Genomic DNA, 26,994 nt, shown 5'->3' on the forward strand with positions numbered 1-26,994 from the left:
CGCCATACCGATCGTGATGTAGGGGCGCTTTACGATGTCCTTCCAGATCAGTGATCCGTCCTGAACATCCAAAAACAGCCAGACCGCCAGATGCGCCACAATATAGAAGAACGCCAACAGACCGATGGCGCGGCGAAACTTGATCAGGTTCAATCCAGCGAACCGGCGCAGTGGCGTGATCGCCAATCCAACAACAAGCAGCTTCAGAGCGAACTGACCCAGCTCATGCTCTAGCGCTTTGATCGGCTCAACGCCCAAGCCACCGGTCAGGCCCAGCCAGAACACCCAAAGCCCCGGCAGCGGGCCGACAATATAAAGCGGCCACGCTGGAACCTTGCGAAGCGTGGCGTTGATCCGATCTGATACAGGCATCAATAAAGCTTCTTCAGGTCCATGCCGGCATAAAGGTCTGCAACTTCTTCCCCATAGCCATTGAACATCAGCGTCTCTTGCCGCTTAGAGAAAAGCCCGCCGCCAATGCGCCGTTCGGTCGCTTGGCTCCACCGTGGGTGATCCACAGTTGGGTTCACGTTGGAATAGAACCCGTATTCACGTGCATTGATCATGTTCCAAGTGGTTTCAGGCTGCTTATCCATCAAAGAGATGCGCACGATGGATTTGATCGACTTAAAGCCATACTTCCACGGCACCACCAAACGCAGCGGCGCGCCGTTCTGGTTTGGCAGGGGTTCGTCATACAGCCCGGTCGCCAGAATGGTCAGCGGGTTCATCGCCTCATCCAACCGAAGCCCTTCGCGATAGGGCCAATCCAAAAGTGGGCGGCGCTGGCCGGGCATCTCTTCGGGGCGAACCAGCGTTTCGAAGTAAACGTATTTGGCAGAGGGTTGAACGCCCACGCGCGCCAGCAGCGTGCTCAACTCGAACCCGACCCACGGCACGATCATCGACCACGCCTCAACACAGCGGAACCGATAGATACGCTCTTCTAGCGAAACACCGGACAACAGATCGCCCAGATCATAAGAACCCGGCTTGTCCACCAGCCCGTCAATCTGAACCGCCCATGGATCCGTCGTAAGCCCGCCTGCGTTTTGCGCCGGGTCTTCCTTATCGGTCCCGAACTCATAGAAGTTGTTGTAGTTCGTGATCTCCTCAAGCGTATTTGGGGCTTCAGTCGTGGAATATGCGCTTGGCGCACCACCCAGGCCCGCAATCGCCGGGCTGGCAACAAGTGCTGCCGCGCCGGTCAAAAGCTGTCGCCGATTCAGAAATGCCTGTTTCGGCGTTACGTCAGACCAGTTCAGGTCACTCTTCCAGCGATGGGCCATATTAATCCTCAAAGATTTGCGTCTATCACCATTTAGGGCGTGCGGCCCGAAGGCCGAAAACAATTCAACTCACGTTCTCGTTGGCAAGATCGGTGCGTGGGAATACTTCGTTCATCGGGCGTGACGACCCATCGGGCTGTACGATCCGAACATGACGCCGGCGCATCAGCCGCGGTTCTGCCACACCGACCGAATGCGCGATCATCTCTACCTCATCGATGACGGAACGCGCGTATCTGGCGACGCGTTTGTATTTGCTTTCGACCACCAGACCCTTTTGCAAATGCGGATCGTGCGTGGTGATGCCGGTTGGGCAGGTGTTCTTGTTGCACTTAAGCGCCTGAATGCAGCCCAGCGCGAACATGAACCCGCGCGCCGAGGTGACAAAGTCCGCCCCACCCGCAATTGCCCAAGCCACATCACCGGGGTTCACCAGCTTCCCGCTAGAGATTAAGCGGATGCGATCATGAAACCCATACGCATCGCGCAGGTCCGAAACGATCAGCATCGCCTCGCGGATCGGGACACCGACCAAATCCATCAGCGGCATGGGCGATGCACCGGTTCCGCCCTCGCCGCCATCAATGGCGATGAAATCCGGCGCCGAGTCTTCGCCGCGTTCGTGGATCAGGCGGAACAGCTCTTTAAAGGGTTCCGCCGCGCCCACCACGGTTTTGAAACCAACAGGCTTTCCCGTCACCTCGCGGACATGGGCGATCATGTCCAGCAGGTCGTCCCAACTGTCGATGTCGACATGCCGGTTTGGGGAATAGCTGTCCTTGCCCTCGGGAATGCCGCGGATCTGCGCGATTTCTTCGTTGACCTTTGCGCCGGGCAGGATGCCGCCCTTACCGGGCTTGGCACCTTGCGCCAGCTTGATCTCGAACATCTTCACCTGATCATGTGCGGCGACGGCCCTTAGCTTGTCATCGTCCAAACGGCCGAACTCATCCCGGACCCCGTATTTCGCCGTGCCGATCTGATAGACGATGTCGCAGCCACCGATCAGGTGATAGGGCGAAAGCCCCCCTTCCCCGGTGTTCAACCAAACGCCCGCCTCTGCCGCGCCTCGGCTTAATGCCTCGACAGCGGGTCGCGAAATGGCACCATAACTCATCCCCGAAATATTGAAGATTGAAGGGGCACTATAAGGAACGCGCGCGCGAGGGCCGATCAACATCGGTTCAGTCGAGGCGAATTGGTTGTCCAATGGCGGGAAAGCTGCGTTCACAAAAATCGCTGTGCCCGGCACATTCAGGTTCCGCGTTGACCCAAACGCCACCGTGTTCCCCTTCCCCTGCGAAGCACGGCCGACCCAGTCCCGCTGCGCACGGTTGAACGGCATTTCTTCGCGGTCCATCGCAAAGAAGTACTGCCGGAAAAACTCGCCCAGAGTGGTGAACAAATGCCGGAACCGCCCAATCACAGGATAGTTGCGGCGGACAGCATCCCCCGTTTGCAGCCTGTCGATCACAAACAGCACGACGGCGGCTAAAACCAACACCCCCAGCACCAGCACAAAGCCCAGCGCCAAATACTCCAACACACGCGCAACCCAGTTCATCACAAATTCCTACTGCTTTCATTTGACCTTGATCATGGTCGTTGTTCTGCTTGAGCTTACACTGCGTTGAGTGAAAGACTTCGACAACCCTCTGTGAGACTCAGAGGCATATGGGAGGATATTGTGAAAAATTTGCTCGCACTAACAGCAGCCGCGCTGATCACAGCGCCCGCTTTCGCACAAGACGCCGTCACTTACACCACCAGCGACAGCTTTGATGATGTCGTCTTTGCACTGGAAAACGCGGTCATTGGTCAGGGACTTGTGATCGACAGCGTCAGCCACACCGGCGATATGCTGGAACGCACAAAGGGCGACGTTGGTTCGGATGTAACGCTGTTCACCAAGGCCGATGTGTTCAGCTTCTGCTCTGCCGCGCTTTCGCGCAAGGTGATGGAGGCGGATTACACCAACATTCAGTTCTGCCCCTATGACATCTTCATTTACACCCGCCCCGATGCGCCGGGTGAAACAGTGGTGGGATATCGCACCTTCCCCGAAGGTCCGATGCAGGAAATTCAGGCCCTGATGGATAGCATCGCGAAAGAAGCCGCCGGGGTCGAATAACCGCGGATCACTTCACAACGGGTCACCATCACACACAAAACTGTGATTGGAAAAAACGGAAAGGCCGGGCTTAGCGCTCGGTCTTTTTTCGTCAAGGCCGATGCGCGGAAATTGCCGGTCATCCAAGTGCACGCCCCTCCCGTAAGTCGTTTGATTGCTCAGAATGGGCCGTCTTGCACCCAAGGGAGATTTGATATGATCCGCCGAACCTTTTTGACCCTCGCCGCCACGGCCATGCTTTGCGCGCCAGCCTTTGCTGGTGGCCATTCCAAAGACATCGTTGATACCGCTGTCGAAGCGGGCAGCTTTACCACCCTTGTCGCCGCCGTACAGGCCGCAGGCTTGGTCGAAACGCTGAAGGGTGATGGCCCCTTCACCGTGTTCGCCCCCACGGATGACGCCTTCGCCGCCCTGCCTGAAGGCACGGTTGAAAACCTGCTGAAGCCCGAAAACAAAGGCACGCTGACCGCGATCCTGACCTATCACGTCGTACCCGGCAAAGTGATGTCCACCGACCTTAGCAACGGCATGATGGCCGCAACCGCCGAAGGGTCCGAAGTGACGATCATGACCGAAGGCGGCGTGATGGTTGATAAGGCCAACGTCGTGCAGGCCGACATCGAAGCCTCTAACGGCGTGATCCACGTGATCGACGCGGTCATCCTTCCACCATCCGCAATGTAATGACCTGCGGGCGGGACACCCCGCCCGCCACCAACAACAATCAAGGGACTTTTACAATGAACCGAAGAATTGCACTTAAAGGTATTGCCGCACTTGGTTTCGCGGGCGCATTGGCCGCCTGTACGCCGATGACCTCAACACCAGACATCGTCGATATCGCCGCGTCGAACGACGACTTTTCAACCCTCGTCGCCGCTGTCCAAGCAGCCGGATTGGTCGACACATTGAAAAGCGATGGCCCGTTCACAGTCTTCGCCCCAACCAACGCCGCCTTCGCCGCACTTCCTGCTGGAACGGTTGAGACGCTGCTGAAGCCCGAAAACAAAGATCAGCTGGTACAGATCCTTACCTACCATGTCGTGCCCGGCGCGATTACGTCTGACCAACTGGCAGGCCAACGCCTGAATGTTGCAACCGTGCAGGGCGACACTGTCCACGTTGATGGCACCAACGGCGTCAAAGTGAACAAGTCGAACGTCACAAGCGCCGACATTATTGCCTCAAACGGCGTCATCCACGTGATCGACGCTGTTCTGCTACCGAAATAAGGCAGCCGCAAAACAAAAAAGCCCCCGCAACACCGGTTGCGGGGGCTTTCGTTTCATCAGGTCATTTAGTGAACGACTGCATCGTCGGGCTTGAGCCGGTTCGTGGCCCCGACCTTATCGCCGATGATCAACCCTTCGGTCCCAGCAGTCACAGTGATGGTGTCGCCATCCATCACGTCACCGGCCAGTATCCGCTCGGCCAACTGATCTTGCAGCGCACGCTGGATGACGCGCTTCAACGGGCGGGCACCGAAAACTGGGTCATACCCTTCGTCGGCCAACCATTTCGTCGCGCCTTCGTCCAGGTCCAGCGTAATGTTCCGCCCGGCCAGACGCTTGGCCAAACGAGACAGCTGAATCTTGACGATCCCATCCATATCGCCGCGGCTAAGCCGATCGAAGATGATGGTTTCATCCAGACGGTTCAGGAACTCTGGCCGGAAATGCGCCCGGACGGCATCCATCACATCGCGCTTGGCATCCGCACTGTCAGCCCCTTCGGGCAGCTGGCTAAGCGCCTGCGAGCCAAGGTTCGACGTCAGAATGATCAGCGTCTGTTTGAAGTCCACCGTGCGGCCCTGACCATCGGTCAGCACACCATCGTCCAGAACCTGCAACAGTACGTTGAACACATCCGGGTGGGCCTTTTCGACCTCGTCGAACAGCACAACCTGATACGGACGGCGACGCACGGCTTCGGTCAACACGCCACCTTCGTCATACCCAACATACCCCGGAGGGGCACCGATCAGACGCGCGACCGCGTGTTTCTCCATGAATTCACTCATGTCGATCCGCACCATCGCGTTGTCGTCATCGAACAGGTATTCGGCCACGGCCTTGGTCAGTTCGGTCTTACCCACACCGGTTGGCCCAAGAAACAGGAACGAACCAAGCGGCCGGTTTTCATCGTTCAGGCCAGCCCGCGCACGGCGCACCGCGTTGGACAACGCAGTTACCGCTGATTTCTGGCCGATCACGCGCTTGCCAAGCTCCTCTTCCATACGAAGCAGCTTGTCACGCTCCCCTTCCAGCATCTTGCTGGTTGGAATGCCTGTCCAGCGTTCGACCACTTGGGCGATCTGTTCTGGGCGCACGGCCTCTTCGACCATGACGTCGTCATCGGCCTCTTCCGCATCGGCCAGCTTTTTCTCAAGCTCGGGGATCACGCCATAGGAAAGCTCCCCAGCTTTGGCCAGATTGCCTTCGCGCTTGGCATGGTCCAGCTCGGCCCGCGCTTTATCCAGCTGCTCTTTCAGATCGCGCGCGCCTTCCAGCTTGTCGCGTTCTGCCTGCCACTGAGCCGTCATTTCAGACGAGCGTTGCTGAAGGTTGGAAAGCTCCTCCTCCAACTTCTCAAGCCGGTCTTTGGAGGCTTTGTCGTCCTCTTTCTTCAACGCTTCGGCTTCGATCTGCTTTTGCAGGATTTCACGGTCCAGCGCATCCAGTTCTTCTGGCTTGCTGTCCACTTCCATCCGCAGGCGGCTGGCGGCTTCGTCCATCAGGTCGATCGCCTTGTCCGGCAGAAAACGGTCCGTGATATAGCGGTGCGAAAGCGTCGCCGCCGACACCAGCGCCGAGTCCGAAATCCGCACACCGTGGTGCAGTTCATACTTTTCTTTAATACCGCGCAGGATGGAAATCGTGTCTTCCACCGTCGGTTCATCCACCATCACAGGCTGGAACCGGCGGGCAAGGGCCGCGTCTTTTTCAACGTGCTTGCGGTATTCATCCAACGTGGTCGCACCGATACAGTGCAGCTCACCACGCGCAAGGGCGGGTTTGATCAGGTTGGCGGCATCCATCGCGCCATCGGTTTTGCCCGCGCCAACCAGCGTGTGCATTTCGTCGATGAACAGGATGATCTCACCTGCGGCGGCTTCGATCTCTTTCAGGATCGCCTTCAGACGCTCCTCAAACTCACCGCGATATTTCGCGCCAGCAATCAGCGCGCCCATATCAAGCGCCATCAGCTTTTTGTTCTTCAGGCTTTCGGGCACGTCGCCATCGATAATCCGCAGGGCAAGGCCTTCGGCAATCGCGGTTTTACCCACGCCCGGCTCACCGATCAGAACAGGGTTGTTCTTGGTCCGGCGCGACAACACCTGCATGGCGCGGCGAATTTCTTCGTCCCGTCCGATGATCGGGTCGATCTTGCCTTCTTCGGCCGCCTCGGTCAGGTCGCGCGCGTATTTCTTCAGCGCGTCATAGCCTTCTTCGGCGCTTGCCGTATCGGCGGTGCGGCCCTTGCGAATGTCGTTGATCGCGGAATTGAGGTTCATCGCCGTAACCGAACCCGCATCCAACGCGTCCTTGGCCTTGGATTTCACCACGGCCAGCGCCGTTAGAATGCGTTCAACCGGCACAAAGCTGTCGCCTGCCTTGGTGGCAAGCTTCTGCGCCTCGTCCAGCACTTTGCCGGTGGACTGATCCAGATAGGTCTGGCCCGCGTCGCCGGTAACTTTCGGAATTTTTGTCAGGGCTGCATCCACAGCCTCTACCACGCGTTCGGGCGACCCGCCCGCGCGTTTGATCAGGTTGCTGGCAAGCCCCTGATCGTCATCCATCAATGCTTTCAAAAGATGTTCGGGCGCCAACCGTTGATGGCTTTCCCGCATAGCGATGGTTTGTGCGGCCTGAAGGAAACCGCGTGACCGCTCCGTGAACTTCTCCATGTCCATCGGCAATTCTCCTTTTCTATAAGCGCTTGCCCCTTAGATCGCCCGACTATGCGGCACGACCCATTCACAAGCCTTGATCTGGATGTGGCGTTTGATGCGCCTGTGTTCAAGATGCGTAACGTCACTGGGGGAAAAAACCGCGATAGTTCTCCTTTTGCGCGAGTCGCCGAAATACTAGGTTCCATGAAACACGGTGGAATGAGCGCGACAAACGACCCGATTCAAGGGTTCGTGAAGGGCACAAGAAACTACGACGGAACTTTTCGGCCCTTCCGTTTGTTAAATATCAAAGCTCAAAACCCAACCTACCGCGTAGACGAGAGGAGTTTGACATGACTCAGGAACAGACCCGCATAGCCGCGCTTTCATATGACGCAGCGCTACACCGCTTTCGCGGTGCGGTTGAGTTCCGCGCGATGGGCCAAGCCCCCAGCCGCGTAGAAGTTGATATTCCCGGTGATGTGCGCTGGTCGCATGATCGCATTGTCCGCACGGTAATGAACGCCGCTCAAGCGGCTAGAACCTGAGGTAGTATCGATGCGTATTCTGAATGCCCGCGTAAAAAAGGCCCGTTATGCCCGCGACTTCGGCATGGTCGAAGCGATTGTAACGCTGCTTGTAAAAGACACGCTTCGTCCGGTTCCCTATGAAATGGACGTGATGGCCTTCGCCCCGCGCGACATGCACCGCAAACCCGGCGCGCTTCGGTCCTATTTGATCGAACACGCCAAAAAACTGAACGAACGCAGTTCCGAGATTACGAAAAACCGCTTTGCTGCCCCCGCAGCCTGATACCTTCGCTTCCCTCCCCCCTAGCGTTATCGGGTAGGTAATTCGCAGTTAAGTGGTTCCTAAAAGGGCACGGCCATTCCCTCCAGGCTGTGCCCTTTTTTATTTGCGCCTACGTCCGTGCCTTACGCCGCTTCATCCGGCTGGCACCTAATACGGCGAATCCACCCAGCAAAAGCAGCCCCGTCGCAGGAAGCGGCACTGGTGCGACCTGACTGATGGTAATCGTGGCGATTGAAAACGCACCGGGGTTAGCGGTGAAATCGATCAAGCCACCATCCAACGGGCCAAGCGGTGTCTGAACACCAGCGAAATCCAACAAACTAGAAGCCCGCTGAACCGTGCCGTTTTCTGCCGCGCCTGCCGTTGCTTCTTGTCCGATCACAAAGGCCGGGCCGCGCAAAGGGTCATTTACCTCTGTCCCGGCGTCAAACAGGAAGCTGCCGGTCACGTCAATCGTGACGTCCCCTGTGTAAAGCCCGGCAGAATCGAACAACTGATGAGCCGTCGGATCATCGCTTCCTAAAAAGGTGTCGTTTGACGGAACGATCATCGACAAAAAGCTGAAATAGAGTTCCTCGGTCGGGTTCAGCGTTATCGTCACGCTTGTGCTTTCACCGGGGTCGATGGTGGGCGGCCCGCTTTGAGGTGCGGCGATCACCACGCTTGTCGCGTTCGGATCAGCGGCAGCAAGTTCCCCCGGAAGGCCGCTGACATCACCCAGCTCTGCGATACTTTGCAATCCGGCGCTGGCTGCGCTGCCCACATCGAACGGGTCATAAGACCCATCGTGAAACGCGCCAAACAATGGCGTGATCGCAAATCCACCGATGGGCGCATTGTTGGTGATTGTTATTTCCAAGGTCGTCGCCGCAGCAGGTGCCGCAATGGCTCCTCCGCTGGCGATAGCCAAGGCAAAAGCCGCCATACGGCCCTGTCTTATGTTCAACATGATTTTCCCCACGAAAATTGGATCGTTGTGAAATTATGGCCCCACCAAAACCGGTGGGCCGCAGGAAAAATCCTCTGATCAAAGGGCGCTTCGGGCAAATGAACTTGCGGTCTCTTTTCTGTGAAAACGCGTTTGTGATTGATCATCGGGCCAGCCCAGAACGTTGCCATTTACCCAACCGCCCGCTATCGACGCCCCGTAAAAGGAGTGCGCCCATGACCGCCCAAACCGCAAATGACCGCCTTATCGTTGCCCTTGATGTGCCCGATGCCCTGTCTGGGCTTCAGATGGCAGAACAAATCGGCGATGCCGTGTCGTTCTACAAAATCGGTCTTGGGATGCTTACTGGCGGTGGGCTGGCCCTTGCGCAAGAACTGAAAGACGAACACGGCAAGCGCATCTTCCTTGATATGAAGCTTTTCGATATCGGCGCCACGGTTGAAAAAGCGGTGCGTGGTCTGGTTCAGTTCGACATTGATTTCCTAACCGTCCACGGCGACCCGCATGTCGTGCGTGCCGCGGCCGAAGGGAAAGGTGGCTCTGACACGAAAATCCTTGCCGTCACGATCCTCACGTCGATGGACCGCGCCGATCTGGATGCGAACCTGATCAAGCCCGGCGATGTCCAAGACATCGTTCTGGAACGCGCCGCTATCGCGCTGGAGGCTGGCGCGGACGGCCTTATCGCCTCGCCGCACGAAGCGGCCCTGATCCGCGCCCTGCCACAGGCCGAAGGCAAGTTGATTGTAACGCCGGGCGTGCGCCCTGCCGGTGCTGAACTGGGCGACCAAAAACGTGTGGCAACCCCGGCGCAGGCGGTTACGGACGGTGCAGATCACATCGTTGTGGGCCGCCCGATCTGGCGCGCTGACGACCCGCGCACTGCCGCGCAGGCCGTTCAGGCAGAACTTGCCTCGGTGAAAGCACCGGCACCAAACCGGTTCTAATAGGCGACTGTGAACACCTGTTTGATATGGGCGGGGGTTTCCACCTCGTCCATGAAGGCAATGGCATAGTCTTCTGCGGAAATCGCGCTGGTGCCTTCGGCGTCGCTTAACAATACGTCGCCGCCGACGCGAAACGTGCCTGTCCGCGCGCCAGGTGCAATCTGTGCTGCTGGCGCGACAAACGACCAATCCAGCGTGCTTTGGGCCAGCGCATCGCGAACCGCCTTCATACCCGTTGCCTCTGGCACAATTTCGGGCGGCAGCACATTCAGCACCGGTGTGCCATCCGGCAAGTTCAGCGTACCTGCACCACCGACAACGACGACCCGCTTCCCAAGATTGGACGCCGCGCCAATAAGCGCCGCGCCAAGGGCAGTGGCATCCGCAACCGCATCGCCCGTCGAACGCGGGGACGACGCGGAAAGGATCACGTCAGCCTCTGCCGCCTTGGCCTGCAATGCATCTGCGTCTGTCGCATCAACCTTTACCGGCGTCACGCCTGCTCCCTGAACGATGTTTTCGGGCGCACGGCTTGCCGCCACAACCTGATGGCCTCGGGCGGTCGCCTCGGCCAGAATTCGCGAACCGATCATCCCGCTCGCGCCAATTAGAAACAGTTTCATTTTAACCTCATCCGTATTAAGTTACGATAAGTAACTACATACGAAGACGGCACCACCTGCGTAATACGCATTCTTTGGTCTCATAGTATCAAGAAGGGAACCGCCATGCCCCCCGCACGACGAAGCGAAAACTTTGACTGCCCGATCCGCGATGTGCTGGACCGCATGGGCGACGCGTGGAGCCTGCTTGTGATGATGGAACTGTCGCGCGGGCCATGCCGGTTTAATGCCCTGCGGCGCGTGGTGGATGGGATTTCGCAGCGGATGCTTTCGGTCACGCTGCGCCACTTGGAACGTGACGGGCTGGTCAGCCGCACGGTACTGCCCCTGTCGCCCCCGCAGGTCGAATACGCCCTAACGGATATGGGCCACAGCTTGGTTGAACGCACCGAACTTATGCGCCAATGGGCGGTGGAAAATCAGGCCGCCGTGCGCATTGCCCGCGCCGAATACGACAGTCGGACGGCAGCGGCCTGAAAGCTTAATTATCGTTGATATCAGTGTCGAAGGTTTTCACTTGGCCACCCTTCAGCCCGAAGACCTTGCGCAAGGCAAACCAAGCCGCCAGCGAAACCAGCGCAAAGATCAGCGCCAAAGTCGCCCAATGCGGCGTCAGACCAAGCGCCAAAAGCCCGCCCGTCGCGGCCGCCCCAATGGCAAACCCTAAAAAGACAAAACCCGGAGCGAGAACTTCGAGGATGGCCAGCACAACCGCGCCAGCCAGCCAGACCCACCAAAGCGCCCACATTACCCACGACCTTTCAGCATTTTGAACGCATCGCCAAACGCCTCTAGCGCGTTGGCGGGAACGATCACGGTCTGCTTGCCAGAACCCTGCCCAACAACGGTCAGCGCCTCGACCTGCTTCAGCGCGACCTGATATTGCGCCGCTTCGATACCGTGTTCTGCGATTGCCTTGGCAACAACCTCTGTCGCGAACGCCTCTGCCTCGGCCGAAATCCGGCGGGCTTTGGCAACCTGCTCAGCCGCGTAAAGCTCTGCGTCGGCAGACAGTTCGACGGCGCGTTTTTTACCCTCGGCCTCTGTCACATTGGCGCGGCGGGCGCGTTCTGCATTCAACTGCTGCAGCATCGCCTCGCGGGTGGCCTGATCAAGGTTCACGTCCAAAATCTCGGCACGCGTCACTTCGATGCCCCAGTCATCCACCGCATCTTCGACCGACCCTTTGATCGTCGAAATCAATTCGGCGCGGTTGGATTGCACCTCGTCCAGTTCCATCATGCCGATCTGGGCACGCACGATACCCGCCACCGTGGTCGAGATCGCCGCATCAACATCGCGAATACGATAGACTGTCTTTTCAGGCTCTAGAATGCGGTAAAAGACGCTGGTTTCCACCTGAACCAACACGTTGTCAGATGTAATTGCATCTTGCGAGGCCGTGGGCAGCTGTCGTTCCAGAACCGACACCTTGTGCGCCACGCGATCAAGAAACGGCACGATCAGGTTCAAGCCGGGGCCAAGCACCGAATGCAGACGGCCGAACCGCTCCACCACATATTTTTCAGACTGCGGAACAACCCGGACCCCCAGCAGGATGCAAAGAATAACAAAGGCTGCAAGCAGCAGGATCACCAGATTCCCACCAACCAAATCTGCCAATACCGATTGAAGATCCATAATTTTTACCCAATTCTATTTTCGCGCAGTATCCCAGCAGTGGCCGCCAAACTAAACTCCTTTTCGCGGAGCGTTGGGGGTTATACTTCGAACTGACACTACCCGGACACACCCGATGCAAGCCCTTTGCCGTGACTGCCTAAGCGTTTTTGAAAACGCGCCGCGCTGCCCCGATTGCCGCAGCCCGCGGGTGACTGCGCATGACGAACTGTTCGGGCTGACCATCGCGCATATGGATTGCGACGCTTTTTATGCCAGCGTCGAAAAACGCGACAATCCGGAACTTGCCGACAAGCCGGTCATCATCGGCGGTGGGCGGCGTGGTGTGGTTTCAACCGCGTGCTATGTGGCGCGTATCAGGGGCGTGCGATCGGCGATGCCCATGTTCAAGGCGTTGAAGCTTTGCCCTGACGCGGTGGTGATCAAACCGCGCGGGTCCGTCTATGCCGAAGTGTCCAAACAGATCCGCGCGATGATGGAGGAGCTGACCCCCTCAATCGAACCCCTATCCTTGGACGAAGCGTTTTTGGACATGACCGGCACGGAAAAGCTGCACGGTGCCCCGCCCGCGGTCATGCTGGCAAAGCTGCTGAAACGGATGGAAGATGAACTGGGCCTGTCCGGCTCCATCGGGCTTAGCCACAACAAATTCTTGGCCAAAGTCGCGTCGGACCTGGATAAGCCACGTGGGTTTTCCGTGATCGGCAAAGCCGAAACCATGGCGTTTCTGGAACACAAACCCGTCCGCATGATCTGGGGCGTTGGCGCAGCGGCGCAATCTTCGCTGGAACGGGCCGGCATACGCACCTTCGCGGACCTGCGCCGTTGGGAAAAACGTGATCTGGAAGCGCGGTTCGGTGGCTTCGGCGAACGTCTGTGGCACCTTGCACGCGGCGAAGACAAGCGCCGGGTTTCGGCCCATGCACCGCTGAAAAGCATCTCGAAAGAGACCACCTTTTTCGAAGACACCTCCAGCCTTGATATCCTTGATGGGCATATCTGGCGGCTGGCCGAACAGGTTGCCGACCGCGCCAAGGCCAAGGGCAAAGCCGGGCGCGTCGTTGTGCTTAAACTGAAACGTTCAAACCACAGCCTGATTACCCGGCGCACCTCCCTGCATGATGCCACGCAGATGGCTGATCGCCTTTATCGTACCGCGCGGAACTTGTTTGATCAGGTTGGGGATCAAGGCCCATATCGGCTGATTGGTGTCGGTTTGGCCGACATTTCCGCCGCCGAAGCCGCCGATTCATCGGGTGATTTGCTGGACCCGCAGGCGAAACAACGCGCAAAAGCCGAACGCGCCACTGACGAGATTCGCAAAAAGTTTGGTCGCGACGCGATTCTAAAAGGCCGCGCGCTACGCTGACCTTATTCAGCGGCCATTGGCAGTTCATCCCGCCCAATGGCCACAATCTCAGCGATGACAGAGGCGATCACACGGCGGAAATTTTGGAAGTTGCCATTCGGGCGGACCATCTGTTCGTTCATGTAAAGCGAACGGTCAATTTCGATTTGCACGGCATGCTGCGACTTCGACGGGCGGCCATAATGCTGCGTGATGTAAGCCCCTGCAAAGGGTGCGTTACGCGCGACCTTCAGCCCCGCCTTTACGAAGGCAGCCTCTAGCCGTTCCATAATGTCACCGTGGGCGGCGGCGCCGAACCGATCCCCCAACACGACTTCGGGGCGCGGCTGGCCCGACCGGGTGATCCCATCAATCGCTTCGTGCGGCATAGAGTGACAGTCGATCAAGATGGCTTCGCCAAAGGTATCGCGGCTTTCATCCAACAATTCCTGAAGCTTACTGTGGTAAGGATGCCAATGTTCGTCCAATCGCGCCTGCGCCTCACTTAACCCCATTTTGCCGGATTGAATGGCACGACCATTCGCAACAACACGTGGAATCACGCCCAGCCCCGAACTGACCCGCGGATTATGAGAGCTTTTCTTGACCCCCTCAATCAACGCCGGATCCAGCTCATCCGGGCTGCGATTCAGATCGACATAGGCCCGTGGCAAACAGGCGGAGAGCAGCGGCGCGCCCATGGATGGCGCATCCGAGAACAGCAAATCGACAAATGCGTCTTCGGAAGATCGCACCGCATGTTCATCCAGAACCGATTTTCTTAGGAATGCCCAAGGATATTCTCGCCCACTGTGCGGCGAAGAAAACACGACACTTGTGGTGCGCGCGTCGGGCATTAAAAGGGAATACGGCGACTTGGACATACCTACTCCTGACTCGATAACTTTATAACGACAAATAGGAAGTTGCCAAAAGCCCTTGAACCCTTTTCCGACTCCTTTTATAGACACGCGAACCGACGCGGTCCCTCCGCGTCCTTATCTTTTGGGGACGACGGGATCTGGCGGTGACGGGCGGTTAGCTCAGCGGTAGAGCACTACGTTGACATCGTAGTGGCCACTGGTTCGATCCCAGTACCGCCCACCATGAATTTGCTGTCTTTACAGACAGATAGTGCAACCTAGGCGCACGCAGCGCCGCGAATGAGGAGAAGACCCATGAAGGTCAGGAACTCGCTCCGCTCGCTTAAGCAGCGTCACCGCGACTGTCGCGTCGTGCGCCGCAAGGGCCGTGTCTACGTCATCAACAAGACGCAGCGCCGCTTTAAAGCCCGTCAGGGCTAAGCGATCAACGGATCAAAATTTAAAAGCCGTCCCTTCGTGGGGCGGCTTTTTTCGTTTCAAACATGCGCTTATTGCGCCTGATCAAAGTGACCCTGCCGCGAATCTGTGAGGTTGGCCCTGTCGGATGCCACCTCAACGCCCTGCCAACTGCTCAGAGATTCGCATGACCACCCAGCACACAGACACCGCGTCGCCGAACATTGCGCTTGTTCCCAACCTGCCAGCAGTTTCAAAACCTGTTCCGCCCGTGCCGAACGGGAACACACCAACACCGCACCCCTATGAAACGCTCGACCGGGCGTCGCGGGCGATGCAGGCGCGGCTAACCAACGGGGTGTCCCCCCATGCTGCTGCGGCGGCGCTGGCAGACTGGCTGATGCACTTATCCCGCGCACCGGGCCGTCAGGTGGAATTGGCCGAACGCGCGCAGGCCAACCTGACCAAACTTGCGCTTTATTGCGGACAGACTGGGGCCGCGGCGCCGTTCACCCCGCACCAAAACGATCACCGTTTCAGTCACGAAGGCTGGAACAAGCCGCCGTTCAATCTGTGGAAGCAATCGTTTCTGGCAACCCAAGACTGGTGGGAACACGCAACATCCGAAGTTCGTGGCACGCGCAAACATTCAAGCGATCGCGTGGGTTTTATGACGCGGCAATTCCTTGATGTGTTTTCGCCTTCCAACTACCCGCTGCTGAACCCAGAAATATTGCAGGTTACGGCGGAAACCGGCGGGCAAAACCTTGTCGAAGGCGCGCAGAACTTCACCAAAGACATGTTGGCGAAACTGTCCGGCACACCTGCGTCCGAGGAAGCCAAGTTTCAGGTCGGCCACAACCTAGCCTGCACCCCCGGCGAAGTTGTTTTCCGAAATGAGCTGTTTGAGCTGATCCAATACGCCCCGCAAACCGAACAGGTCAAAGCAGAGCCGATCCTGATCGTTCCCGCATGGATCATGAAATACTACATCCTTGATCTTAGCCCCGAAAACTCTTTGATCCGCTATCTGGTGTCCAAGGGTTACACCGTCTTTGCGATTTCATGGCGCAATCCGTCGGCCGAACAGCGTGACCTTTCCCTTGATGATTATCGCCGTCTTGGCGTGATGGCGGCGCTGGATGCTGTTGGTCAGATTGTCCCTGACCAAAAGATCCACGCCTGCGGGTACTGTCTGGGTGGCACAATCCTTTCCATCGCTGCGGCCACGATGGCACGGGAAAACGACGCCCGGCTTGCCTCTATTACGCTTTTGGCGGCGCAAACGGATTTCACAGAAGCAGGCGAATTGATGATGTTCCTTGATGAAAGTCAGGTCGCCTATCTGGAAGATATGATGTGGGATCAGGGCTATCTAAAGCAGGAACAGATGGCCGGAGCATTTCGCGCCCTACGCGCCGAAGACCTGATCTGGACCCGCGCCGTGCGCCGCTACATGCTTGGCCAAGACGACGCCCAGTTCGACATTTCGGTCTGGAACGCGGATGCCACCCGAATGCCATACCGAATGCATTCTGAATACCTGCGAAGTCTGTTTCTTGAAAACCGCCTGACAGGCGGGCGCTTTTCTGTCGAAGGCAAGGTCATTGCCCTGAAAGATATCAGCGCGCCCTTTTTCGTGTTGGGAACCGAACGGGACCATATCGCGCCGTGGCGGTCGGCCTATAAAACCGCGCTGTTCACCGATTCAGATCTGACGTTCGTGCTTACAAAGGGCGGCCATAACGGCGGGATTCTAAGTGAACCGGGGCATCGCGGGCGACATTACCGGATCGGTCACCGCGCACCGGGCAAGCTGTATATGGACCCCGACACATGGGCGCAAAAGCATCCGGCCAAAGACGGTTCGTGGTGGGATGAATGGGCCAACTGGCTGAACGGGAAAAGCAGCCCCGATCTGGTTCATCCGCCCCAGATGGGCGACCCGGAACAGGGCCTGCCCATCTTGGCCCCCGCACCGGGGACCTATGTCTTTCAAAAATAGGCGCGACCAACTTACTTAAAGATCGAATCCGCCATCAGGCGCACCACGGTTTCCTGGTTCAGATAACCAGTCACCGTAATCTGGCGGGCCGTCTGATAGCGGCGGATCGCGCGGCGAGTCTTATCATCGAACACGCCGTCAACCGCGCCGGGTTTCAGCCCCAGCGCCTGAAGCCGTTCTTCGATCAAACGGCGGGTGCCAGAGTTCAGGCGCAGGTTCTGTTCGATCCGTTCTGCCCGGGCAATCTCATCGGCGTTCTGATCTGCCTGCGTCATCTCGGCGATGCGGGCTTTGGCGTCTTCGGCAAAGGCGCCGCTTGGCATTGCCGTCAGATAATCGCGATAGGCCGCTTCGGTATTGGCCTGCACCGCAACATCCCACGCCGCGCGATCCTGTGCGGCGGCCTCGGCGCGCTTGCCTTCGTCAATAACGGCCAGACGTTCTTGGGCGACTTCGGCGAAGACCCCGTCGGGATAACGTTTCAGATACACACGCAGGCCCGCCTCGTCCCCGGCGGCACCAGTTTCCGCCCAATAGGCCCGGTCCTGTCGTTCTTGTTCAACCCGGCGGGCTTCTGCCTCTGCTTCCAGTTCTGCGGCACGTTTTTCGGCCTGCGCATCAAGCCGCGTCAGTTGATCACGCGTCAGATAGCTGGTCGCATCAAAGGCGTTTTCCTGCTGCCACTTGGTGATGGCCCCGCGCGATCCTGGCCCGAAAATTCCGTCGATGCCACGGGGGTTGTAATCAAGGATGGACAGGTCCCGCTGAATTTCACGGCGCTGATCACGATTGAGGTTCAGCGCCTCTTCCGCCAACCGCGCGGCACGGTTGGGTTCGGCGCGGATTTCTTCGATCTTGGCCTGCGCCAGCGCCGCGTGTTCACCATCAGGATAACGTTTCAAATAGGCCGCATACCCATCCTCAGAGTCTTGGGCGACGGTGGCGTCCCAATACGCCATCTCTGCCGTATCATCGGTTGCCACTGGCGCCGGTTCAGCGATGTCTTTTGCGATGAAAACCCGGTCTTGCGGGATATACCCCGAACCAACCAACCCCGCATTGAACGCGGATGAGGTCAGCGCAGTTCCCGGAACCGCCAGCCGATCTTCCGCAAAACGAGCGACCGCGCGGGGGCCGCCTTGATACACGGTCACTCCATGCGGCACATCCATATTACCGATTCCTTCGCGCAGGTACGGGCCTTGCGCGTCGTCGTCATCATCGGCCCCCAACAGCAAAATCGCCTGCCCCTGGTGCTGGGACAGCACGGTCAGCACTGTCGAAATCGGCAGCGCGGTCTGGGGCAGAGTCGCAAGGTTGGGTGTTTCGGAATCCACGGGCAGCAACCAAGCATCCCGGTCCGAGTGGACAAAGAGGCCGGACAAAACAACGACAACCCGCTGGGCGTCACCCGCACGTTCAACGAATTCAGCCAGCGACGCGGCGATATCTGTCGCTGTCGCATCGGCACGGACGACCGTATCAAACGGCAGCTTGGCAAAGGCATCGACCGCATCCGCCGCGTCTTCACCGCCCCGAACATCGCTAAAGTTGTCATAGTCTTCGTTGCCGACAATATAGGCCAGATCGGCGGCGAAAAGCGGGCTGCTTAGCAGGATTGCAGCGGTGGTGGTCATCAGAATGCGGCGCATGGAATTCTCCCCTTGTTGGAAAGGAAACGCCTGCGATGCCGGTCAGGTTCCTCAGGCGTTGTAATCGCGTTGGTCGTCGATCACCTTACCATCGTTGGGAAGGCTTCCCGGATCAACTATTTCCACACGACCCTTCATTTTCAATACCGCCGCAACACTGGCAGCATAAGCCGACGGATCGGTGGCATCGGTTTCGACCTGCACTGTCATGACATCCATCTCTCCGTCACGCGTGGCGATTACGCGCGCGCGGCTGATTTCGTCATGCTTGGCGACAAGCGCGGCAACTTGTTCGGGGCGCACGAACATGCCCTTGATCTTGGTCGTCTGGTCGGCGCGCCCCATCCAGCCCTTGATACGGGTGTTGGTGCGACCACAGGGGCTTTCGCCAGCCATAACGGCCGACAAATCACCCGTCGCAAAACGGATCAGCGGATAGTCAGGGTTCAGGGTCGTCACGACAACCTCGCCCACCTCGCCGTCGGCGACTGGGTTACCGGTGCCCGGAGTGACGATTTCCACGATCACCCCCTCATCGACGATCATCCCCTCCATCGCGGGGCTTTCATAGGCGATATTACCCAGATCGGCGGTTGCATAGCATTGAAGACAAGCGATCCCGCGATCCACGTAATACTGTCGCAACGACGGGAAAAGAGCGCCGCCCCCGACAACCGCAGTTTTGAAGAAATTCGGAAGGCCGGCCTCGTCCATCTTTTCAAGGATCAGCTTCAGGTAATCGGGCGTGCCAGCATAGGCGGTGCACCCGATTTCAGCGGCAGCCGTCGCCTGAAGTTCGGTCTGGCCGGTTCCGGCAGGCAATACAGTGGCCCCAACCGCACGCGCGCCGTTTTCAAAGATCATACCAGCAGGCGTCAGATGATAGCCAAAGCAATTCTGAACGATATCGCCCGCGCCAATCCCTGCCGCGTTCAGGAACCGCCCCATGCGCCACCAATCATTGGTGGTCATGCCGGGTTCGTAAATTGGGCCGGGTGACTGAAACACATGATGAAAGCCGCTTAACGGCCCGGTAAAGCCGCCCAACGGTTGGGTTTGCTGCTTTTGCACCAGTTCCGCTTTGCGCAGAACCGGAAGTTCGGCCAAGGACGCCGGGTCGGTGATACCGTTGGCATCCACACCGCCAAGACTGTCGGCATACCCCGGCAACGCCTGCGCACGCGCGATTTGACGCGAAAGGGCAACCGCAATATCCGCCGCCCGAGCATCCGCGCTTCGGGTTTCGAGATCATCGAAATAATCTGCCATCAGGCTGTCCTTTTTAACATTGAAACCGACGGGTTCATCACGACAGCCAACGCTTGCGGCGACGGTAAGAACGCACATCGCGGAAGCTTTTGCGCCCTTCTTCGGACACGCCAAGATAGAACTCTTTCACGTCGGGGTTTTCACGCAACTCGGCCGCGGGGCCGTCCATCACGATACGTCCGCTTTCAAGGATGTACCCGTAATGCGCATATCGCAGTGCGACGTTGGTATTCTGTTCGGCCAGAAGGAAGGTCACACCTTCCTGTTCGTTCACCGATTTCACGATCTCAAAAATCTGTTCGACAAGCTGCGGGGCCAGTCCCATGGACGGCTCGTCCAGCAAAATCGTTTCAGGCCGGGACATCAGCGCGCGGCCAATCGCCGTCATCTGCTGTTCACCGCCCGAGGTATAGCCAGACTGACTTTTGCGCCGCTCTTTCAGGCGCGGAAAATAGGAATAGACCATTTCAAGATCCGCTGCGATCGCGCCGCGCCCGTCACCACGGGTATATGCGCCGGTCAAAAGGTTCTCTTCCACGGTCAGGTGTTCGAAACAGTGACGGCCTTCCATCACCTGAATGACACCTTTTTTCACAAGGTCAGACGGGTTCAGATCCTGCACGCGTTCGCCACGATAGCTGATCGTTCCTTTTGTCACCTCGCCCCGTTCGGAACGAAGAAGGTTGGAAACCGCTTTCAACGTGGTCGTCTTACCCGCGCCGTTGCCGCCCAAAAGCGCGGTGATCCCGCCCTTGGGCACGCTAAGCGATACGCCCTTCAGCACAAGGATCACGTGATTATAGATCACCTCAATATTGTTGACCTCAAGCAGCGTCTCTTTGGTCTGTCCGGTGTCAAGCATCTGATGGCGTCCTGCTTAGATGAATTTAGAAGTCGCCCCCGGCCCTAAAGCCGGGGGCGGGTGTACTTAGTTACAACCCGGAGTGATGTTGTTTTCCGCGGCATAGGCCTCGCTGTCGGCATCGATCAGCGGCTGGATAACATCCATGTCCGATCCACCGAATTCCGAGATCAAGCTCCACGTTTTGGCCGAAGCATCCCATTGCTGGATCGCACCGGTGCCCGGACCGCCGTGGTTTTCACAGCTAACCGCAAACGCCGGACCGAAGTTTGGCATGCCCAGTTCGGCCATGCGGGCTTCGGTGATTTCCAACGCTTCCATCCCGTCGCGCATCATTGCCGGCGTGATGTCAGGCGTACCGTGGATTTCCTGTGCCTTACGGGCAGCTTCCGCCAACAGCATGGCTGCGTAAAAACCGCGGTTGTAAAGTGCGGTACCGATGTTGTTGGCAGCACCCGCCGCCTTACCGGCATCAACCAGATGGGTTTTCACTTCGTCGAAGACTGGGAAGTCAGTACCAACATTGTGGAACGTCACAGCCTTATAGCCATTGGACGAGTCGCCAGCCGGGGTCACGTCATGTTCGCCACCTGACCACCAAACGCCAACAAAGTTTTCCATTGGGAAGCGGATGTTTGCGGCTTCCTGAATGGCAACCTGATTCATCACGCCCCAGCCCCACATCAGAACATAGTCAGGCTTGTCACGACGGATCTGAAGCCACTGCGATTTCTGCTCTTGGCCGGGGTGATCGACCGGGATCGCCTTCAGTTCGAAACCGTGCTTCGCGGCCAGCTCTTCCAGCGTGCGGATCGGCTCTTTGCCGTAGGCGGAGTTGTGATAGACCAGCGCAACCTTCTTACCCTTGATGTCGCCACCGTTGATGTCCAACAGGTGGTTCACCGCCAACGAAGCCGCGTTCCAATAGTTGGCAGGGAAGTTAAAGACGTTCGAAAACACCTTGCCGTTCGCAGCCGAAGTCCGGCCATAGCCCGGCGTGTAAAGCGGAATACCGTCAGCAGTAACTTTCGGGATCAACTGATAGGTGATGCCGGTCGACAGTGGGTTATAGACCAACGCGCCTTCGCCCTTGGTCGACTCGTAACATTCCACACCTTTTTCGGTGTTATAGCCGGTCTCGCATTCGATGACCTTTGTCATCACGCCGCCGATGCCGCCGTCACGTTCGTTCAGCAGGTTGAAATAGTCGGCATAGCCGTCAGCGTAAGGAATGCCGCCCGCAGCATAAGGGCCAGTACGGTATGACAGCGACGGGAACACAAGTTCCGCCATCACGGGGCTTGCGGCCATCACAGCCGTCAGTGCCAGAGTTGCCAGTTTCGTTTTCATCGTTGGTCTCCTCCCAAGGATATCGATGTCGTTGTTCGTGCCGGGGTTTGCCCCGGTCTGTTCATTTCCGGCCCCGCCTTAGTGCGGGAAGGGCCACAACCTTAGTTTCTCTTTCGCAAGCCGCCACAGCTGTGCCAGCCCGTGCGGCTCGGCGATCAAGAAGATGACGATCAGCGCGCCCACGATCATGAAATCCAGATGCGCGGCCAAATCGGTGGGCCAGCCCAACTGACCAACCAGCACGTTCTTCAGAAGAACCGGCATCAGCACCATAAACGCCGCCCCAGCGAACGACCCAAAGATCGAACCCAACCCGCCAATAATCACCATGAACAGGATCAAGAACGATTTCTGAATGCCGAACACCTCGCCCACCTCAACGGCGCCAAGGTAGACGCTGAAAAACAGCGCACCGGCGACTCCGATAAAGAAGGACGAAACGGCAAAGGCTGTCAGCTTGGCCTTCAGCGGGTTCACCCCGATGATTTCGGCGGCGATATCCATGTCGCGGATCGCCATCCAGCTGCGCCCGATGGTGCCGCGCGTCAGGTTCCGCGCGACCCATGCCAGAACCACCACGAAACACAGGCAGATCAAGTATTTTGCCCAGGCTTCCGTGTTGGGGCCGGTCACGGCAATACCAAACACTGTACGCTCTGGCGCAGAGATCTGGCCCGAAGCCGAGTTATTATAAAACCACGGCACCTTGTTAAACAGCCACACAAGGAAGAACTGCGCCGCCAGTGTTGCCACCGCCAGATAGAACCCCTTGATCCGTAGACTGGGCAGGCCGAACAAGGCACCAACGCCCGCCGTAATGAACCCAGCGCCGATCACGTGGAATACGATGCTGATCTCAGGAAAACCGGTCATCAGCTTGTAGCAGGCATAAGCCCCCACAGCCATGAAACCACCCGTGCCAAGGCTAACCTGCCCGCAATAGCCGGTCAGGATGTTCAGCCCAATCGCCGCGATGGCATAGATCAGGAACGGTACCAGAACTGCGTTCGCCCAATAATCGTCGATGATAAATGGGATCACCCCGAACGCCACCGCCAGCACGGCATAGTAACGCCAACGGTCAAACTTGATCGGGAAGGTCTGGCTGTCGTCCGTGTAGGACGTTTTGAAATCGCCTGCTTCGCGGTAAAACATGCCTCAAACCCTCTCGATGATTTTTTCGCCAAACAGGCCCTGCGGCCGGAAGACGAGGAACAGAAGCGCCAGCACATAGGCGAACCAGTTTTCAGTCGCGCCGCCGATCATTGGGCCGATGGCAAATTCGAACAGCTTTTCACCCACGCCGATGATCAGCCCCCCCACAATCGCACCGGGGATCGACGTAAAGCCGCCCAGCATCAGAACGGGCAGTGCCTTCAACGCGATCAGGGAAAGGCTGAACTGCACCCCCGACTTCGCGCCCCACATGATACCCGCAACCAGTGCCACGAACCCAGCGATGGACCAGACCAGCACCCAGATGAACCGCAGCGAGATGCCGACAGACAGTGCCGCCTGATGGTCATCGGCCACGGCCCGCAACGCGCGGCCCTGTTTGGAATATTGGCTGAACAACGTCAGGCTAATCACCAACAGCGCCGCAATCACGGTTGCCACGATATCCAGACGGTCGATGAAGAAACCGTATCCGAACCAGTTATAGGTCGTCGCATCGATGCTTTCCGAAATACCCTGCGGCAGGCCGACATCAAGCTTCTTGATTTCGGACCCCCACATCATGTCCCCGAACCCTTCCATGAAATAGGCAAGGCCGATGGTCGCCATGAACAGGATGATCGGTTCTTGGTTCACGAGGTGCTTCAGAACGTATCGTTCAACGATAATCGCCAACAGGATCATCACCCCGATGGTCAGAATGATCGCCACGAAGGCGGGCAAGTGCCAGCCGAAGTGATGCACATCGGTCCCGAATATCGCGTTGATCAGATGCGCAAATGGCACCTGCCCGTTTTGCAGCCCCACCAGCGTCAGCGCCGCAAACAGCGCCATCACGCCCTGGGCGTAGTTGAAAATTCCCGAGGCTTTGAAGATCAGCACAAAGCCCAGCGCCACAAGCGCATACATCACACCGGCCATCAGGCCGTTCAGCGTGACCTCTATCGCAAAGAGTAATTGGTCTGGCATCTGCTTCCCCTAATCGTGCGACACGCCAAGATAGGCGTCGATCACGTCTTGATTGTTGCGCACCTCATCAGGCGTGCCGTCCCCGATTTTCTTGCCGTAATCCATCACGACGACGCGGTCTGACAGATCCATCACCACGCCCATGTCATGTTCGATAAGTGCAATTGTGGTGCCGAATTCGTCGTTCACATCCAGAATAAAGCGGCTCATGTCCTCTTTTTCCTCGACGTTCATGCCCGCCATGGGTTCATCCAGCAGCAAAAGCTTTGGCTCGGCGGCCAAGGCACGGCCCAGCTCAACCCGCTTTTGGAGGCCATAGGGCAACCGCCCTACTGGCGTCTTGCGGATCGCCTGAATTTCAAGGAAGTCGATGATCTTTTCCACCGCCTCGCGGTGTTCGCTTTCTTCCTTCTGGGCCTTACCCCACCACATGGCCTGTTGCGCCATGCTTGACTTCATGCGGGTCATTCGACCCGTCATCATGTTGTCCAGCGTGGACATGCCTTTGAACAACGCGATGTTCTGGAACGTCCGCGCGATGCCCTGTTGTGCCACCTGATACGGCTTCATCTGCGGGCGCTTGGAACCGTGGAACCAAACCTCGCCCTCGCTGGGGATATAGAACCCCGAGATGACGTTCAGCATCGATGATTTTCCGGCGCCGTTCGGCCCGATGATCGCGCGGATCTCACCCTCGCGGATATCAAAACTGATATCTTTGATCGCCACCACACCGCCGAACCGCAGCGTGATGTTTTTCATCTCCATCATCGTGCCGCCGATTTTGCGACCATCAGCGGTGGTATAGCCTTCGCTCATGTCTTTCATTCCGCCGCCATCCTTTTGTGCTGGGGTTCACTGACCGCCGCATCGCGGATCGTCAGCGTCGCCTTGATGGAGCCTTTGCGCCCGTCCTCATACGTCACTTCGGTTTCGGTGAAGACCGTTTCGGACCCGTTATAAAGCGCGTTGATAAGGTCATCGAACTTCTCTGCGATGATGTTGCGGCGCACTTTGCGGGTGCGGGTCAGTTCGCCATCATCCGCGTCCAGTTCCTTGTGCAGGATCAAGAAGCGGTGAACCTGACAGCCCGAAAGCATCGGGTCTTCGGCAACGCTTCGGTTCACCTCTTCGATATGGGACTGGATCGTATCAAGAACGCGCGGATGCCCGGCCAGTTCTTGATACGAAGCATAGGCGATGTTGTTCCGTTCGGCCCAGTTGCCCACCGCCGTCAGGTCGATGTTGATGAACGCGGTACAGGTGTCGCGACCCGAACCAAAGACCACGGCCTCCAGAATATCGGGGTAAAACTTCAGCTTGTTTTCCACGTATTTCGGGGCGAACAGGCTGCCGTCAGCCATTTTACCGACGTCTTTGGCGCGGTCGATGATGCGCAGATGCCCTGTGCCTTCTTCAAAGAAGCCAGCATCACCCGTGGCAACCCAACCTTCGGCATCTTTGGTCGATGCGGTGCTTTCAGGGTTCTTGTAATATTCGACGAAAACGCCGGGGCTGCGATAAAAGACCTCGCCGTTATCGGCGATCCGAACCTCAACACCCGGGCTTGGCACGCCAACAGTGTCAGAACGCACCTGACCATCCGGCTGCTGGGTGATGAACACGCCTGCTTCGGTCTGGCCGTAAAGCTGTTTCAGGTTGATCCCGAGTGAGCGGTAGAAATCAAAAATCTCTGGCCCGATCGCCTCGCCCGCGGTGTAACCGACACGCACGTTGCTAAAGCCCAGCGTGTTTTTCAGTGGGCCGTAGACGAATTTGTCGCCCAGCCAATACCGGAACCTGTCCATCCCGCTTACGGGCTTGCCGTCCAGAATGTCGGGGCCAACGCGGCGGGCGACGGCCATGTAATGGTCAAACAGGCGTTTTTTGAACCGGCCTGCGTCCTCCATCCGGATCATCACATTGGTCAGCTGACCTTCGAACACACGCGGCGGCGCAAAGTAATACGTCGGCCCGATTTCGCGCAGGTCTGTCATCATCGTTTCGGCGCTTTCAGGGCAGTTCACACAGAACCCCGTCCACATCGCCTGACCGATTGAGAAGATGAAATCGCCCACCCATGCCATCGGCAGATAGGCCAGAACCTCGTCCTTATCAGTCAGATGATCAAACGCCGACGACGCCTTGGCCGTTTCGATGATATTGCGGTTCGATAGGACCACGCCCTTTGGCTTGCCCGTCGTCCCCGAGGTATAGAGCATCACACAAGTGTGGTCATACGTCAGTTCGGCGATGCGTGCGTCCAGCTCCGTCTCAAGACGCGTGTGCGCCGCGCGGCCTTCGGCCTGAATGTCATGCAGCCAGTTCAGGTTGGTGTGATCGTATTTCCGCAGGCCCCGCTTGTCGTTGTACAGCACCTGTTCAATCGCCGGCGCACGGTCGTGCACCTCTAGCACCTTGTCGACCTGCTCCTGATCACCGCAAACGACAAAGCGCGCGCCGCAGTGTTCCAGCACATAGGCCATCTCGTCGGCGGCCGCGTCTTGGTACAGCGGAACCGGGATCGCGCCGCACATCTGTGCAGCAATCATCGACCAGTAATGCGCCGGCCGGTTGCGACCGATGATGGCAACGAAATCGCCCCGCTCCAACCCAAGGGCCAGAAAGCCAAGCGCCATCGCACGAATTTCTTCGGCGGCGGCGATCCAGGTCCAGCTTTGCCAGATGCCAAACTCTTTTTCGCGATATGCCGTGCTTGCGCCATGTACACGCGCATTGCGTGCAAGCAGCGCGGGCACAGAACACAATTCGCCCGCGGGCGTCTTTTCAGGTGCCAA

At 57.9% G+C, this 26,994-nt stretch carries 27 protein-coding genes and 1 tRNA gene (1 of these 28 running past the window's edge); 11 read left to right on the top strand and 17 right to left on the bottom strand.

What is annotated here, in order from left to right:
• From msrQ to COL8621_RS14700, 3 genes are all read right to left on the bottom strand, one after another.
• A protein-coding gene (gene msrQ / locus COL8621_RS14690) for a protein-methionine-sulfoxide reductase heme-binding subunit MsrQ (protein ID WP_093968053.1) crosses the window boundary here: on the bottom strand, window positions 1-372 show its 5' portion. The gene continues 234 nt to the left of window position 1, outside the view; the window shows 372 of its 606 coding nt (coding positions 1-372); it begins with the start codon at window positions 370-372; its stop codon lies off the left edge, out of view.
• The gene (msrP, locus tag COL8621_RS14695; protein ID WP_093968054.1) at window positions 372-1,289 is read right to left on the bottom strand and encodes a protein-methionine-sulfoxide reductase catalytic subunit MsrP; all 918 of its coding nucleotides are present in this window, start codon (window positions 1,287-1,289) and stop codon (window positions 372-374) included. The genes msrQ and msrP overlap by 1 nt, the downstream gene beginning before the upstream one ends.
• 64 nt (window positions 1,290-1,353) lie before the next feature.
• Window positions 1,354-2,853, bottom strand: coding sequence for an FMN-binding glutamate synthase family protein (locus tag COL8621_RS14700; protein ID WP_093968055.1), 1,500 nt, complete (start codon window positions 2,851-2,853; stop codon window positions 1,354-1,356).
• A 120-nt stretch (window positions 2,854-2,973) separates the two neighbouring features.
• Between COL8621_RS14700 and COL8621_RS14705 the strand changes: the two genes are divergently transcribed.
• The 3 genes from COL8621_RS14705 (at window position 2,974) to COL8621_RS14715 (ending at window position 4,652) form a co-directional block, all read left to right on the top strand.
• The gene (locus COL8621_RS14705) at window positions 2,974-3,420 is read left to right on the top strand and encodes a DUF302 domain-containing protein (protein WP_235823928.1); all 447 of its coding nucleotides are present in this window, start codon (window positions 2,974-2,976) and stop codon (window positions 3,418-3,420) included.
• A 195-nt stretch (window positions 3,421-3,615) separates the two neighbouring features.
• On the top strand, window positions 3,616-4,104 hold the full coding sequence (locus COL8621_RS14710; RefSeq protein WP_093968056.1) for a fasciclin domain-containing protein: 489 nt from the start codon (window positions 3,616-3,618) through the stop codon (window positions 4,102-4,104).
• Between the two features lie 56 nt (window positions 4,105-4,160).
• On the top strand, window positions 4,161-4,652 hold the full coding sequence (locus tag COL8621_RS14715; RefSeq protein ID WP_093968615.1) for a fasciclin domain-containing protein: 492 nt from the start codon (window positions 4,161-4,163) through the stop codon (window positions 4,650-4,652).
• A gap of 65 nt (window positions 4,653-4,717) precedes the next feature.
• Here the strand turns inward: COL8621_RS14715 and clpB are convergent, their stop codons facing one another.
• Window positions 4,718-7,333, bottom strand: a complete 2,616-nt coding sequence (clpB, locus tag COL8621_RS14720; RefSeq protein WP_093968057.1) for an ATP-dependent chaperone ClpB — start codon at window positions 7,331-7,333, stop codon at window positions 4,718-4,720.
• A gap of 332 nt (window positions 7,334-7,665) precedes the next feature.
• Here clpB and COL8621_RS14730 point away from each other — a divergent pair, with 332 nt between their 5' ends.
• Both COL8621_RS14730 and COL8621_RS19040 read left to right on the top strand, forming a co-directional pair.
• Window positions 7,666-7,860: a hypothetical protein gene (locus COL8621_RS14730; protein ID WP_093968059.1), complete on the top strand. Its 195-nt coding sequence runs from the start codon at window positions 7,666-7,668 to the stop codon at window positions 7,858-7,860.
• Window positions 7,861-7,870: 10 nt separating this feature from the next.
• On the top strand, window positions 7,871-8,125 hold the full coding sequence (locus COL8621_RS19040) for a hypothetical protein (protein ID WP_141137898.1): 255 nt from the start codon (window positions 7,871-7,873) through the stop codon (window positions 8,123-8,125).
• A 109-nt stretch (window positions 8,126-8,234) separates the two neighbouring features.
• On the opposite strand, the gene COL8621_RS14740 is transcribed toward COL8621_RS19040, so the two are convergent.
• Entirely contained in the window at window positions 8,235-9,074 is an 840-nt protein-coding gene (locus COL8621_RS14740; protein ID WP_093968060.1) for a spondin domain-containing protein, read from the bottom strand.
• Window positions 9,075-9,289: 215 nt separating this feature from the next.
• On the opposite strand from COL8621_RS14740, the gene pyrF reads away from it, so the two are divergent.
• Window positions 9,290-10,021 carry an orotidine-5'-phosphate decarboxylase gene (pyrF, locus tag COL8621_RS14745; RefSeq protein WP_093968616.1) on the top strand — a complete coding sequence of 244 codons (732 nt, stop codon included), beginning with the start codon at window positions 9,290-9,292 and terminating at the stop codon, window positions 10,019-10,021.
• Here pyrF and COL8621_RS14750 read toward each other — a convergent pair.
• Entirely contained in the window at window positions 10,018-10,644 is a 627-nt protein-coding gene (locus tag COL8621_RS14750; RefSeq protein WP_093968061.1) for an NAD(P)-dependent oxidoreductase, read from the bottom strand. The two genes, pyrF and COL8621_RS14750, sit on opposite strands and share 4 nt — an antisense overlap.
• 105 nt (window positions 10,645-10,749) lie before the next feature.
• Here COL8621_RS14750 and COL8621_RS14755 point away from each other — a divergent pair, with 105 nt between their 5' ends.
• Complete coding sequence (locus COL8621_RS14755; RefSeq protein WP_093968062.1) at window positions 10,750-11,121, top strand: winged helix-turn-helix transcriptional regulator; 372 nt, start codon at window positions 10,750-10,752, stop codon at window positions 11,119-11,121.
• Between the two features lie 4 nt (window positions 11,122-11,125).
• Here the strand turns inward: COL8621_RS14755 and COL8621_RS14760 are convergent, their stop codons facing one another.
• The gene (locus tag COL8621_RS14760; RefSeq protein ID WP_093968063.1) at window positions 11,126-11,392 is read right to left on the bottom strand and encodes an NfeD family protein; all 267 of its coding nucleotides are present in this window, start codon (window positions 11,390-11,392) and stop codon (window positions 11,126-11,128) included.
• The gene (locus COL8621_RS14765) at window positions 11,392-12,285 is read right to left on the bottom strand and encodes an SPFH domain-containing protein (RefSeq protein ID WP_093968064.1); all 894 of its coding nucleotides are present in this window, start codon (window positions 12,283-12,285) and stop codon (window positions 11,392-11,394) included. Before COL8621_RS14765 ends, COL8621_RS14760 begins: the two co-directional genes overlap by 1 nt.
• A 115-nt stretch (window positions 12,286-12,400) precedes the next feature.
• Between COL8621_RS14765 and COL8621_RS14770 the strand changes: the two genes are divergently transcribed.
• On the top strand, window positions 12,401-13,654 hold the full coding sequence (locus tag COL8621_RS14770; protein WP_093968065.1) for a DNA polymerase IV: 1,254 nt from the start codon (window positions 12,401-12,403) through the stop codon (window positions 13,652-13,654).
• A gap of 2 nt (window positions 13,655-13,656) precedes the next feature.
• Here COL8621_RS14770 and COL8621_RS14775 read toward each other — a convergent pair whose 3' ends face one another.
• Window positions 13,657-14,517 carry an N-formylglutamate amidohydrolase gene (locus COL8621_RS14775; protein WP_093968066.1) on the bottom strand — a complete coding sequence of 287 codons (861 nt, stop codon included), beginning with the start codon at window positions 14,515-14,517 and terminating at the stop codon, window positions 13,657-13,659.
• Between the two features lie 148 nt (window positions 14,518-14,665).
• Between COL8621_RS14775 and COL8621_RS14780 the strand changes: the two genes are divergently transcribed.
• The 3 genes from COL8621_RS14780 (at window position 14,666) to COL8621_RS14790 (ending at window position 16,918) form a co-directional block, all read left to right on the top strand.
• Window positions 14,666-14,740: transfer RNA gene (locus COL8621_RS14780), tRNA-Val, on the top strand.
• Between the two features lie 71 nt (window positions 14,741-14,811).
• On the top strand, window positions 14,812-14,937 hold the full coding sequence (gene ykgO, locus COL8621_RS14785; protein WP_010141322.1) for a type B 50S ribosomal protein L36: 126 nt from the start codon (window positions 14,812-14,814) through the stop codon (window positions 14,935-14,937).
• A 163-nt stretch (window positions 14,938-15,100) separates the two neighbouring features.
• The gene (locus COL8621_RS14790) at window positions 15,101-16,918 is read left to right on the top strand and encodes a PHA/PHB synthase family protein (protein WP_093968067.1); all 1,818 of its coding nucleotides are present in this window, start codon (window positions 15,101-15,103) and stop codon (window positions 16,916-16,918) included.
• Between the two features lie 11 nt (window positions 16,919-16,929).
• Here the strand turns inward: COL8621_RS14790 and COL8621_RS14795 are convergent, their stop codons facing one another.
• The 8 genes from COL8621_RS14795 to COL8621_RS14830 all read right to left on the bottom strand — a co-directional run bounded on the left by COL8621_RS14795 (window position 16,930) and on the right by COL8621_RS14830 (window position 26,994).
• Window positions 16,930-18,570, bottom strand: a complete 1,641-nt coding sequence (locus tag COL8621_RS14795; RefSeq protein WP_093968068.1) for a peptidoglycan-binding domain-containing protein — start codon at window positions 18,568-18,570, stop codon at window positions 16,930-16,932.
• A 51-nt stretch (window positions 18,571-18,621) separates the two neighbouring features.
• On the bottom strand, window positions 18,622-19,839 hold the full coding sequence (locus COL8621_RS14800; RefSeq protein ID WP_093968617.1) for a phenylacetate--CoA ligase family protein: 1,218 nt from the start codon (window positions 19,837-19,839) through the stop codon (window positions 18,622-18,624).
• A 37-nt stretch (window positions 19,840-19,876) separates the two neighbouring features.
• Window positions 19,877-20,701 carry an ABC transporter ATP-binding protein gene (locus tag COL8621_RS14805; protein WP_093968069.1) on the bottom strand — a complete coding sequence of 275 codons (825 nt, stop codon included), beginning with the start codon at window positions 20,699-20,701 and terminating at the stop codon, window positions 19,877-19,879.
• A gap of 66 nt (window positions 20,702-20,767) precedes the next feature.
• On the bottom strand, window positions 20,768-22,051 hold the full coding sequence (locus tag COL8621_RS14810) for an ABC transporter substrate-binding protein (RefSeq protein ID WP_093968070.1): 1,284 nt from the start codon (window positions 22,049-22,051) through the stop codon (window positions 20,768-20,770).
• 78 nt (window positions 22,052-22,129) lie between these two features.
• On the bottom strand, window positions 22,130-23,206 hold the full coding sequence (locus tag COL8621_RS14815) for a branched-chain amino acid ABC transporter permease (protein ID WP_093968071.1): 1,077 nt from the start codon (window positions 23,204-23,206) through the stop codon (window positions 22,130-22,132).
• Window positions 23,207-23,209: 3 nt separating this feature from the next.
• Window positions 23,210-24,196 carry a branched-chain amino acid ABC transporter permease gene (locus COL8621_RS14820; protein ID WP_093968072.1) on the bottom strand — a complete coding sequence of 329 codons (987 nt, stop codon included), beginning with the start codon at window positions 24,194-24,196 and terminating at the stop codon, window positions 23,210-23,212.
• A 9-nt stretch (window positions 24,197-24,205) separates the two neighbouring features.
• Window positions 24,206-25,024, bottom strand: coding sequence for an ABC transporter ATP-binding protein (locus COL8621_RS14825; RefSeq protein ID WP_093968073.1), 819 nt, complete (start codon window positions 25,022-25,024; stop codon window positions 24,206-24,208).
• On the bottom strand, window positions 25,021-26,994 hold the full coding sequence (locus COL8621_RS14830) for a long-chain fatty acid--CoA ligase (protein ID WP_093968074.1): 1,974 nt from the start codon (window positions 26,992-26,994) through the stop codon (window positions 25,021-25,023). Before COL8621_RS14830 ends, COL8621_RS14825 begins: the two co-directional genes overlap by 4 nt.

The organism is Actibacterium lipolyticum (genome assembly GCF_900184935.1).
Taxonomy (GTDB): Bacteria; Pseudomonadota; Alphaproteobacteria; order Rhodobacterales; family Rhodobacteraceae; genus Actibacterium_A; species Actibacterium_A lipolyticum.